Raw genomic sequence first — 11993 nt, forward strand, 5'->3', positions numbered from 1 at the left:
CGCGGAGGGCCTGGATCGCTTCGTCGTTTCGCTCCTCGCAACCATGACCGCAAGCATTCGGGTGATCCGCATCGGACTCTGACCCGTTTCCGCTCAGGAAGCGCATGGAGGAGACAGATGCGATCAGCAAGCGCGGATAAGGGGTACGTCGCGCATCTCGGCGGCTTGCTGGCCCGTGCCGGACGCAACGACGAGCAAGCCTTTGCCGAGCTGCATGCTGCAACGATCTTGAAGATGCGGAAGACCGTGCGCGCCTTGCTGCCCTCCTCGGCCGACCTCGACGACATCCTGCAAGATGGCTACCTGAAGATCTGGCGGCATGCCGCGAGCTTCGACCCGGCGCGCGCCTCGCCCATCACCTGGATGTGCACCATCATGCGCAACACCGCGATCGATGCGCTGCGCGCCACCGGCGTGCCGACCTCGGAGCTCGATGAGGCGCTCGCGATCCCTGATCCCGCTGACAGCGCCGCCGACGACGAGTTCGACTACGCGCTGGCGGAACCGATCGCCCGCGAGGCGCTCGAGCGGCTGCCGGAGGAGCGCCGACGGCTGCTGGCGCTCGCCTATCTCGAGGGCGAAAGCCGGACGCGGCTGTCGGAACGGTTCGGCGTGCCGGTCGGCACCATCAAGACCTGGCTGCATCGCAGCCTGCTCACGGTGCGCAAGGATTGTCTCGGCCAGGCCCACGCGGTTACCGTGGCGGCCTGATCGTCGGCATGGCGCGATGACCAACGTATCATGATCAGGACACGTCCCGTCAGACATCTCGTCGTCGTGCTGGGCGACCAGCTCGATGCGGACTCGGCGGCCTTCGACGGCTTCGACCCGGAGCAGGATGCCGTGCTGCAGATGGAGGTCACCGACGAGGCGAGCTACGTGCCGCAGCACAAGATGCGCATCGCCTATTTCTTCGCGGCGATGCGCCACTTCCGCGCCGATCTCGAGGGCCGCGGCCGTACCGTCCACTATGTCCGGCTCGATGATCCCGCCAACACCGGCACGCTCGACAGCGAGATTGCGCGGCATCAGGCCGCGCTGCAGCCGGCGGCGACGATCGTGCTGGAGCCCGGCGATTTTCGCGTGCGCGAGGGCTTGCGCAAGCTGCCGCAGCGGCCCGACATCCGCGCCGACCGCCACTTCCTGTGCACGGCCGACGAGTTCGACGCCTTCACCGAGCGCCATCCCCGCCCGATCATGGAAACGTTCTACCGCGCGATGCGGCGCAAGACCGGCATCCTGATCGACGACAGCGGCCGCCCGGTCGGCGGCAGCTGGAATTTCGACGCCGAGAACCGCAAGGGGTTCGGCAGGAGCCGCCCGCCTATTCCCGTGCCCCGATCCTATGCTCCCGACGCGATCACGCGCGACGTGCTCAAGCTGGTCGCGGCGCGCTTCTCCAACAGTCCGGGCAAGCTCGGCCGCTTCGACCTGCCGGTGTCGCGCGTCGACGCGCTGACGGAGCTGTCGGACTTCGTCGCCTGGCGGCTGTCGCTGTTCGGCACCTATCAGGACGCGATGCTGAGCGACGAGCCGTTCCTGTATCACTCGCGGCTGTCGGGGGCGCTGAACCTGCACATGCTGAACCCGCGCGAGGTGGTCACGGCCGCGCTCGAAAGCCGCAACGCGCCGCTGAACGCTCTCGAAGGCTTCGTCCGCCAGATCATCGGCTGGCGGGAATTCGTGCGCGGCATCTATTGGCAGCGCATGCCTCACTACGCCGATGAGAACGCGCTCGACGCCAGCCTGCCGATGCCGCGCTTCTACTGGACCGGCGAGACCGAGATGCGCTGCCTGGCGCAGGCGATCGGCCACACCATTGACCATGCCTATGCGCATCACATCGAGCGGCTGATGGTGCTCGGCCTGTTCGCGATGCTGCTCGGCGTCCGGCCCTACGACGTGCACCTCTGGCACATGTCGATGTTCCACGACGCCATCGACTGGGTGTCGCTGCCCAACACACTCGGGATGAGCCAGCACGGCGATGGCGGCGTGGTCGGCACCAAGCCCTATGCGGCGTCGGGCCACTACATCGACCGCATGAGCGACCATTGCCGCAATTGCCGCTACGATCCGAAGCAGGCGACCGGCGACAGCGCCTGCCCGTTCACGACGCTGTATTGGAGCTTCCTCGCCAAGCACCGCCGCCGCTTCGCCAATAATGGTCGCATGCGCAACCAGTACGTCAATCTCGAGCGCCGCAGCGCGGCGGAGATCCGCGCCATCCGCAACCACGCCGACGCGATCGTGTCGGCCCTGGTGTAATCCGGCGTTCGCCGGTCTGAACAGCGCTCACGGCTTGCTGGCCGGACGCCGATCGGTCATATCTTGGGCAGTTCCATCCCGCCCCTCCGCCGATCAAGCCCGGAATGCCTCACTCATGACCGCTGCCATCGTCGCCGTCTTCACGCTCGCCTATGCCGTGGTGGCGCTGGAGCACCCGTTCCGGATCAACAAGGCGGCCACCGCCCTGGTCGGCGCGGGCCTGATGTGGACCGTCTATGCTGTCATGGGCGGCACGGCTCCGGCGGTCGCGGCCGAGCTCAACGAGTCCGTGGCCTCGACCGCCCAGATCATCTTCTTCCTGATCGGCGCGATGACCATCGTCGAGGTGATCGACGCCCATAACGGCTTCGAGGTCGTGACCTCGCTGATCGGCACCCGCAACCAGGTCACGCTGGTCTGGCTGGTCGGCTTCGTCACCTTCTTCCTCAGCGCCATGCTCGACAACCTCACCACCGCGATCGTGATGGTGTCGCTGATGAAGAAGCTGTCCGGCCGCGACGAGGACCGCCTGGTCTTCGCATCGATCATCGTCATCGCCGCCAATGCCGGCGGCGCCTGGTCGGCGATCGGCGACGTCACCACCACCATGCTGTGGATCGGCGGTCAGATCACGCCGCTCGCGATCATGAAGTCGGTCTTCATCCCCTCGCTCCTGAACCTGCTGGTCCCGCTTGCCGTCATCAGCTTCACCCTGCGCGGCAAGCAGCTCGTGCCGCCGGCGAGCGCCGGCCTCGCCTCGATCAGCCCGATCCTGCCGTTCGAGCGCAATTTGATGTTCTTCATGGGCCTCGGCATCCTGGTCGCCGTGCCGGTGTTCAAGGCGGTGACGCACCTGCCGCCGTTCATGGGCATCCTGTTCGGCCTCGGCCTGTTGTGGATGGTCGGCGAGATCGTCCATCGCGAGAAGGCCTTCGAGCAGAAGCAGCGCCTGACCCTGGTGCATGCGCTGACTCGGATCGACATGCCCTCGATCGTGTTCTTCATCGGCATCCTGCTGGCGGTGGCCGCGCTCGAGCACACCCACATCCTGGAGGCGCTGGCGCAATGGCTCGACCGCAGCGTCGGCCGGCTCGACCTGATCGTGATCGTGCTGGGGCTCGCCAGCGCCGTGATCGACAACGTGCCCTTGGTCGCGGCGTCGATGGGCATGTACAGCCTGAGCCAGTTTCCGCCGGACAGTTTCCTCTGGGAGTTCGTCGCCTATTGCGCCGGCACCGGTGGCTCGATCCTGATCATCGGCTCGGCGGCCGGCGTCGCCGCGATGGGGCTCGAGAACATCCACTTCTTCTGGTACGTGCGCCGCATCAGCGGCATCGCCCTGCTCGGCTACTTCGCGGGCGCCGCGGCCTACATCATCCAATACAACCTGCTGCACTGAGCGGATCGCATGAGCTGGTCGTGGCGCATTCTGGCAGTCGTCGCGACCCTGCTGCTCGGCGCGGGCGACGGCCGCGCCGACGACGTGGCGCTCAAGAGCGGCTACGCGCTCGGCGCGAAGAGCTGCGGCGAAGCGCCCCTCGCCTTTCCACGGCTGCGGATCGACATGAAGGCCGGCTTCTGCGCCGGCCTCGTCGCCAGCCGCGACGACGGCCTGAGATTTCCCCGCGGCATCATGCAGATCCCCGGCCATCGGCAGTTCGTGATCGCGGACATGGGCGGCTGGGGCCATGATGACGGCCGGCTGCTGATCCTCGATCCCGCGGCGCCGGCCGGCCAGCGCCTCCGCGAAGTGATCACGCGGCTATCCTATCCGTTCGGACTTGCGGCCGGCCCTGGCGGCCGCATCTACGCCTCCACCGACACGTCGATCTTCCGCTTCGATCCGCTCGCGGCCGATCCGAGAGCAACGATCGAGACCATCATCCGCGACCTGCCGGGACGCCGCCTCACGCTGCCCGACGGCACCCGCCTGTCGGAAAGTGCGCATCCGCTGAAGGCGTTCGCCTTCGACCGCACCGGACGGTTGTTCGTCAATATCGGCGCGCCCAGCGACAACTGCCTGTCGCCGGCGCCGATCACGCAGCCCTGCGCCGCGGGCGAAGGCCCTTCGGCACTCGCCGCGATCTGGCTGTTCACGCCACCGGCCGGTGGTGTCTTTGCGGCGCTGCAGCCCGGCGATCCCTCGCCCCCGCATGAGGTCTACGCCCGCGGCCTGCGCAACTCGATGGCGCTGGCATTGCATCCGCGCTTTCCCGATCCCGGCACCGCCTTCCTGCAGGGCGAGAACGCGCGCGACCTGCAGGACGTGTTCGCACCGAACGAGGAGATCAACGCGATCGAGCAAGGGCGCCACTATGGCTGGCCCTATTGCTACGACCTCGCCACGCCGAGCCCGGAGTTCAGGCGCGTGCTGCAATCCGGAACGCTCAAGAGCTTCTGCACGACAGCCTCGCACTATCAGCAGCCGTGGTCGCTGCTGCCGCCGCATGGTGCACCGCTCGGCATGCTCTACTACACGGGCGATCGTTTCGAGGAGCTGAATGGCAGGCTGCTGGTCGGCCTGCACGGCTATCGCCCGACCGGCAGCCGCCTGCTCGCCTATGAGGTCGACGAGCACGGCTTTCCCAAAATGAGCCCGCCGCCGGTGCGCTATCACGTGAGCTGTGCCGCCGAGCCGACGCGCGCCTTCCAGACCGCGGCCGGTCCGGCGCGCGCGGCCGCGTTCGACGAGATCATTGCTGGCTGGCATCGCGTCAACGGCATCCGGCCGCAGGGCGCGCCGGTCGGCATGACCGTGGCCGACGACGGCGCGCTCTGGCTGGTCGAGGACAAGAACCAGACCGTGATCCGCATCGACCGCACCAGCGAGGCTGCGCCCGAGCCGCTGCCCTGCGATGTCAGAAGCGATCAGTTGATCGACCGGCTGGCCGCCTTGGTGATGGACGATGGCACGAACCGCACGCGGCTGGCGACGGTGCGCAGGACCCTCGTCGAGAGACATTGCAGCGGCTGCCATTCGGATTTCGGTCTCAAGGCCGGACAGTCCGACCGAGACAAGGACCTTGCGGTGCTGCGCTTCATGCTGGCCCAGGACGGCTGGATCTATCCCGGCGATCCCGAATCCGGCCGGCTGCGTCAGCGGCTGCGCGGATTAGGCGCCGAGCGACAGATGCCGCCCGGCGCTGATCTGATCAAGACGGAACCAGGCTATGCGAAGCTGCTTGATGTTGCCGACGACCTCGTCGCGCGCATGGTTCCCGGCACGCGGATGCGCGTCAAGCCCGGCGGACCGCCGCACCGCAAGTTCTTCGCCGCTGATGGCCGCGAATGCGGCGACATTCCGTTCGGCAAGATCGTCGTGGTGACCGAGAGGTCTGCCGTCAATAAGCCCGGCTTCAGCCGTTTCTTCCGGCCGGCCGACACCTATCTCAACGGCGCCTGCACGGACGATGATGGCTATTACATCCAACAGCAGCTTCTGGTGCCGCTCTGACGATGCCGCGATGAATCGTAGGGTGGGCAAAGGCGCAGGGCGACGCTTCCTCCGCCAAAACGCAATCTCGCGCGCGCCGTGCCCGCCGGCCGCGGGCACCTGTCTCCGTGATGGTGGGCACGGCGCGCACGAGAGCGCGTTGTGGCGCGCGCAGTGGCGTATCGCGCCTTTGCCCACCCTACGCATCTCCTGTTGGGCGATGCTCGTCACGCTCGCCCTCGCGACCGTCCCTGCCCTGGCCACCTCGAAACTGTTCGAGAGCGCGCAGCTCACACCTTCCGGCGAATACACCTTCGGCATCGAGGGGCCCGCCGTCGATCGCGACGGCAATCTCTTCGTCGTCAATCTCGGCAAGCCCGGCACGATCGGCCGGCTCGCACCTGAGGCGACCACGTCAGAGAAATTCACCGAGCTGCCCGACGGCAGCGTCGGCAATGCGATCCGCATCGACGCCGCCGGCACGATGTTCATCGCCGACTACAAGAAGCACAACATCTTTGCCATCGCACCGGGCGAGACCGCGCCGCATCTCGTCTTCCATGCCGACGACATGAGCCAGCCCAACGACATCACGCTGTCGCGCGACGGCACGATCTATGCGAGCGATCCGAACTGGAAGGCGCGCAGCGGCCGCATCTGGCGCATTGCCAAGAGCGCCGACGGGACGATGCAGGGCGAGGCGATGGCGGTACCGCGGGCGATGGGCACCACCAACGGCATCGACCTCAGCCCCGACGGCCGCACCCTCTATGTCGGGGAATCCAACAGCGGCGAGATCTGGTCCTACGCGATCGAGGGCGAGACGCTGACACGCCCGAAGCTGATCAAGACGTTCGAGCCGAACACCATCGACGGCCTTCGCACCGATGTGAGCGGCCGCCTGCTGGTCGCCCGCATCCTGAAGGGCACGATCGCCGTGCTGGCACCGAACGGGCGCGTCATCAGGGATATCGCGCTGAAAGCCAAGGAGCCGACCAACCTCGCCTTCGGCGGCAGCGACGGCAAGAGTGTATACGTGACCCAGCGCCAGGGGGGCTTCGTCGAATCCTTTCGCACGGACGTCGAAGGCCGGGAGCACTGTGTGCAGATGGGGAAGTGCTGAAATGGAATCATCTCGGCCGGCTATTCGTCATCAAGGACGGACCGTCTTCCAAAATGGATGCCAGCGACTTCAAGTTCGGGGCGCGCATATTCAGCGCAAGCTGGACAATAGTTATTCCATCGTCCGTCTCGGTCTCTTCGATTTTCCCACGATTCAACGCGGCTCATGTAGTTGATAGTTTGTTGAAAAGATCGCAGGCCCGGCGCCACCGAAGCACCGCACTCACCATCACAATAGGCCACCCAATTTCCGCTTTCCTGCCGGATCATTGGAATTAACCTCCCGTTGCGCTATAGTATATTCACACTTGCGGCGAATTAATGGCGGGAGGATTTGCAATGAGTTTTTATGTTTCTCATATGACCCCCATCAAGCGAGCACGCATACACAAAGGGTCATGCCCTCACTGCCGCGATGGCAGAGGGCAGGAAAACCAAGAGAGAAATAATTCCGGACACACCGGATGGTCGCCCCCTTTTGCAAGTCTTGAGGAGGCAGAGACCTATATGGCCGAAGCATTTCCTGGATTTAGCGACAGGGGCAAATGTCGACACTGCAAGCCCGGCCTAGACTAGTTCAGCTTAGCAAGTAACTTGTCCTGGTTGCTTTCCGTCCCCCAAATTGCTCGACGTTAGCATCCTCTTCTTGACATATCTAACCTGCGCCAACTGCCCGTCGTGCCAGTTTGTCGCAAGGAAAACCCTTGCGCCGTCGGGCAAATCAGGCGGATGTTTCCGCGCATCCCGGGCTCGTGAGAGGGGCGGATCGCGATCGTCACGAACGTGGAGCCTGGGGAGCGGTGGGCGTGTCGTACTGCAGCGTGTTAAGCCGCGCCGACGAACAGCATGATGCGCACGGTGAAGTCGTGATGTCCTGACACCCCGATGCTGGTGTCAACCTGGCGCAATGCGATCGCGCCGGGGATGGTGGCCAGAAAGCCCGGCGCACCAGGGAGACCACGTATAAACCGTAAAGCCATCGCGCAGGGAATGCCGGGTTGATCGGCTTTGCCTGTGGTACCTGCCGCCTGCATTTTTTTCGCAGGCGGGCCATGGGTGAGGCCCTCACCCGGCATTCCCTGCGCCCTCTTGCTAACAGGAGGGTCGAGCCATCCATTCTGACTCGGACATATCATGTCGCGAGAAGGCCGCCCCATGATCCGTGTCATGCCCGCGCAGGCGGAGCGCAGCGATCCAGAACCTCGGGTGAGGCTCTGGATTGCTTCGTCGCTATCGCTCCTCGCAATGACGTCGAAAGTCGAACTACCGGCCGTATACGACAGGCGCGCGTTCGACGATCAGCGGCGGCGGCAGGTCGCGCTGCCAGACGCGGCCGTCGTCGAACTGGATGCGCATGCCGTCGGGCGAATAGACCGCGCTTTCGTCACGTGCATCGATCCAGAGCCTGCTGTTCGGCGCATTCCAGTCCGGCCAGGCCTGGAGGGACTCGCCGGTCTCGGTGGTCAGGTTCACGGCATCGCCGTTCTGCGTCACGAAGGCAGGCGCGCCGATCATGCCGTCACGGCACATCTGGATGCAGCGGTAGGTGCCGGTGAGGTTGGCGCTCGGCTGGGCCGAGGCGCTGCCGGCGACGCAGGCGCCGACCAGGCCAATGACGATTGCAGCACGTTTCATGTCGATCACTCCATCGCTCGAAAGGGTCAGCCAGCCCCCATTCGGGCCCCTCGGGCGGATCAAGTGCGATGCGGGAAAAATGTTCCGGCCGTTCCCGGCCAGGGAACCCTACTCGACCCTCACGACATCGACGGCGACGCCAAGCTTCTGCTTGCGCGAGCCGACGATGATGCCGTCGACCGGCGAGACGTCGGAGAAGTCCCGTCCCATGCCGAGGATGATGTGATCATTGCCGACCAGGAGATCATTGGTCGGATCGAAGCCGATCCAGCCGAGTTTGTCGCCGCACCACAGCGACACCCAGGCATGGGTGGCGTCGGCGCCCTGCAGCCGCGGCTGACCCTCGGGCGGGATGGTGCGCAGATAGCCGCTGACATAGGCCGCGGGCAGGCCGAGCCCGCGCAGGCCGGCGATCATGACGTGGGCGAAGTCCTGGCAGACGCCATGGCGATTCTCGAACACCTCGCGCAGCGGCGTCGAGATCACGGTCGCCTTCGGGTCGTATCTGAACTCCTTGCGGATGCGCCGCATCAGGTCGGCGGCGCCGGCCACGATGCCGGTGCCGGCGGCGAAGCTCGCCGCGGCGTAGTCCGTCACTGGCCCCAGCACTGGCACCAGTGCGCTGGCGAAGACGTAGCCGATCGGGGACGACGGGCCGAGGCTCGTCGCCTCGAACGCTGCATCGCGCACCTGCTCCCAGTCCGCACTCGGCGCATCGCGCTCGGGCGGCGTGCGCGACAGCTTCACCCGCGAGCGCGAGTCGATGCGCAGGTGGCGGTGCTGGGTGTCGATCACGACGCTCTCGGTCAACGTGCCGAAGAAATCGCGCCGCGCGGTCCGCTCCGAGGGCCGCGGCCGGATGTCGACGCTGTGCGAGATCAGCTCCTGGCCGTCGCCGCTGAGCGGCTCCAGCCGCAGCGAGCAGCGCGCGAAGCTGACGGCGCTCTCATACTCATAGGTCGTGACGTGCCGGATGTCGTAGATCACGCGAGGCCCGTCAGCTTTTCCGGCCGCGTCGCGTTCGGACCGTGCGGGAAATAATGCTGGCCGATCGCCTCCGCCAGGTTGAGCAGGTCCTGCTCCAGCGCAAACAGGGCGCGGCCGTCGAGATGCGCCGCCTCCGCCGCGGTCAGCCGCGCGCCCAGCGAGATCGCGAGGCGCTGCGGCCGCTCGATCAGCCCGTTCTCCTTCAGCACCGGCAGGCTCGCGATGTGCTCGTTGAGCAGCTCGACCTGGAACGCGACCGAGCGCGGATTGTAGAGGTCGAGCACGACGAGATCGCGGATCGGCGCCAGCGACGGGCCGATCAGATAGCGCGAGCGATAGGTGATCTGACAATCGACCAGCGTGAGCAGGACGTCGAGATCCTCGGGCGTCGCCTCGTCATAGCCGAACTGGCGCGCGAAGCGCGCGGTGTTGATGGCGCGTTCAACGCGGCGGCCCATGTCGAGAAACCGCCAGCCGGCGGCGCGGTTCATGTTCTCCTGGGCGAGGCCGGCGAAGCTCGCGAGCCGGTCCAGCGTGAGCTCGGCGATGCTGACGACGGCGTCCTCATCCTCGGCCTCCTGCGCCAGCCGGTTCGGCATCTCGGTGATGACCTGCCAGGCGTCGGGCGAGAGGCGCTCGCGCAGCGAGGTCGCGGTGCGCTGGGCCGATCTGAGCAGCGACAGCGCCGAGCCGAACTGCGCCTCGGCCTGCAAAGCCTCGGCCGCCACCTGAAATCCCTTGCTGCGCGATGTCTGCTCAACCGCGCCCCACGCCAGCAACAGCCGCTGGATGCGCTCGGCAGTGTTGAGCTGCGCCGGCGATCCCTTGCCGGGATCGCGATGCTGGGCTGCGAGCGCGCGGATCAGCCGCACGGTGGCCTCGGCGCGCTCCAGATAGCGGCCCAGCCAGAACAGATTGTCGGCGGCGCGGCTCGGCAGCACGCCCGCGATGCGGCGGATCCGCACATTGTCGGAGCCCGGCAGCAAGGTGCGCGCCGCCACCGCCTTGTCGGCGACCACCCAGACGTCAGCGGCGCGGGCGCCGTCGCCCATCGACACCGCGCGCGCATCGAGCTTGTCGGCGATGCGACAGAAGCCCCCGGGCATGACGGTCCAGCCGTCGGGCGTGGCGGCCGCGAACACCCGCAACACGAACGGCCGCGGCGCGATCCGACCGTCCTCCCACACCGGCGTGGTCGACAGCCGCACCACCTCCTGGCCGACATAGTCGATGCCGCGCTGGCTGATCGCCGCGCGCAGCCGCTCGCGCTCGGCGGCCGAGAGCTCCCCGGCCAGCACCGGACCGCTGCTGGCGAAGCCGGGCACGGCGCGGCCATAGGCGCCTTCGATCGCGAACTCCTCGAGCCGCGACAGCACCTCGTCGCGCGCGGACTTCTGGCCGCACCACCAGGTCGCGATGTGCGGGATCTTGAGATCCTCCCCGAGCACGCGCCGCGCGAGGCCCGGCAGGAAGCCAAGCAGCGCGCGCGCCTCCAGCACGCCGGAGCCCGGCATGTTGGCGATCGCCACGCCGCCCTTGCGCACGACGTCCATCAGGCCGGCGACGCCGAGCCGCGAGCCGGCATCGAGCTCGAGCGGATCGAGCGAGTTGGAGTCGAGCCGCCGCAGCAGCACGTCGACGCGCTTGAGGCCTGCGACGGTGCGGATGTGCACGCGGTCGCCGCTGACGGCGAGATCGTCGCCCTCGACCAGCAGGAAGCCGAGATAGCGCGCCAAGGTCGCGTGCTCGAAATAGGTCTCGCTGAACATGCCCGGCGTGAGCACGGCGATGCGCGGCTCGTCACGATCGGCGCTGGCGCGCAGCGCATCGCGGAATGCTTCGAAGAACGGCGCGAGCCGCTCCACGTTCATGGACTTGTAGATCGAGGAGAAGGCGCGCGACTGCACCAGGCGGTTTTCCAGCGCGTAGCCCATGCCGGACGGCGCCTGGGTGCGATCATTGAGCACCCACCAGCGCCCGTCGGGGCCGCGGCCGATGTCGGCGGCATAGATGCTGAGGAAGCGCCCGCCCGGCGGTTTGACGCCGCAGACCGGACGCAGATATTCGCTGGAGCCGGCGACGGCGGCCGCCGGCAGCGCGCCGCTCGTCACCAGCCGGCCCTCGCCATAGATGTCCCGCAGCACACGTTCGAACAGCTCGGCGCGCTGGACGATGCCCTGGGACAGTTGCGCCCATTCGGACTCGTCGATCAGCAGCGGCAGATGGCTGAGCGGCCACGATCGCTCGGCGTTGTCGCCCGGCGAGCGGTAGGTGACGCCGGCCTCGCGCAGATGGCGATCGGCGGATGCGAAGCGGCGGTCGATATCGGTCGGCGCGAGCGCGGCAAAGGTGTCGGCAAAGCGGGTCCAGACCGGTCGCGGCTGGCCGTCGGCGCCGATGAACTCATCGGGGATGCCGGGCAGCCGGGCATAGTCGCGGGCCCAATGCTCGGCACGGCGCAGCGGAGAACGTGCCGCCGGCCGACCGGCGGCGGGGCTCGCTCCCTGGTCCTGGCCGCTCGAGCCGTCCATACCCTGGTCCTCCGCAC

At 67.0% G+C, this 11993-nt stretch carries 9 protein-coding genes; 5 read left to right on the plus strand and 4 right to left on the minus strand.

Annotated features, from left to right (window positions below; all coding sequences use genetic code 11):
• The first annotated feature begins 117 nt into the window (after positions 1 to 117).
• The 5 genes from ACQR10_RS26380 to ACQR10_RS26400 all read left to right on the plus strand — a co-directional run bounded on the left by ACQR10_RS26380 (position 118) and on the right by ACQR10_RS26400 (position 6824).
• Positions 118 to 711, plus strand: coding sequence for an RNA polymerase sigma factor (locus ACQR10_RS26380; RefSeq protein WP_315801270.1), 594 nt, complete (start codon positions 118 to 120; stop codon positions 709 to 711).
• Positions 712 to 741: 30 nt separating this feature from the next.
• Positions 742 to 2268 (plus strand): cryptochrome/photolyase family protein, encoded by a 1527-nt coding sequence (locus ACQR10_RS26385; RefSeq protein ID WP_434912111.1) that lies wholly within the window; start codon positions 742 to 744, stop codon positions 2266 to 2268.
• Between the two features lie 115 nt (positions 2269 to 2383).
• Positions 2384 to 3667, plus strand: a complete 1284-nt coding sequence (gene nhaD, locus ACQR10_RS26390) for a sodium:proton antiporter NhaD (RefSeq protein WP_434892311.1) — start codon at positions 2384 to 2386, stop codon at positions 3665 to 3667.
• A 9-nt stretch (positions 3668 to 3676) separates the two neighbouring features.
• Positions 3677 to 5722, plus strand: a complete 2046-nt coding sequence (locus ACQR10_RS26395; protein ID WP_434912112.1) for a PQQ-dependent sugar dehydrogenase — start codon at positions 3677 to 3679, stop codon at positions 5720 to 5722.
• Positions 5723 to 5921: 199 nt separating this feature from the next.
• On the plus strand, positions 5922 to 6824 hold the full coding sequence (locus ACQR10_RS26400) for an SMP-30/gluconolactonase/LRE family protein (RefSeq protein ID WP_434912113.1): 903 nt from the start codon (positions 5922 to 5924) through the stop codon (positions 6822 to 6824).
• An 823-nt stretch (positions 6825 to 7647) separates the two neighbouring features.
• Here the strand turns inward: ACQR10_RS26400 and ACQR10_RS26405 are convergent.
• From ACQR10_RS26405 to ACQR10_RS26420, 4 genes are all read right to left on the minus strand, one after another.
• Positions 7648 to 7899 (minus strand): hypothetical protein, encoded by a 252-nt coding sequence (locus ACQR10_RS26405; protein ID WP_434892308.1) that lies wholly within the window; start codon positions 7897 to 7899, stop codon positions 7648 to 7650.
• 187 nt (positions 7900 to 8086) lie between these two features.
• A complete protein-coding gene (locus ACQR10_RS26410) occupies positions 8087 to 8467 on the minus strand; it encodes a hypothetical protein (RefSeq protein ID WP_434892307.1) in 381 nt (126 codons plus the stop codon).
• A gap of 99 nt (positions 8468 to 8566) precedes the next feature.
• Positions 8567 to 9445: a transglutaminase family protein gene (locus ACQR10_RS26415; protein ID WP_434912114.1), complete on the minus strand. Its 879-nt coding sequence runs from the start codon at positions 9443 to 9445 to the stop codon at positions 8567 to 8569.
• A complete protein-coding gene (locus tag ACQR10_RS26420; protein WP_316218544.1) occupies positions 9442 to 11976 on the minus strand; it encodes a circularly permuted type 2 ATP-grasp protein in 2535 nt (844 codons plus the stop codon). The genes ACQR10_RS26415 and ACQR10_RS26420 overlap by 4 nt, the downstream gene beginning before the upstream one ends.
• Positions 11977 to 11993 lie beyond the last annotated feature (17 nt).

The sequence above is a fragment of the Bradyrhizobium sp. HKCCYLRH2060 genome, assembly GCF_051168135.1.
Taxonomy (GTDB): domain Bacteria; phylum Pseudomonadota; class Alphaproteobacteria; order Rhizobiales; family Xanthobacteraceae; genus Bradyrhizobium.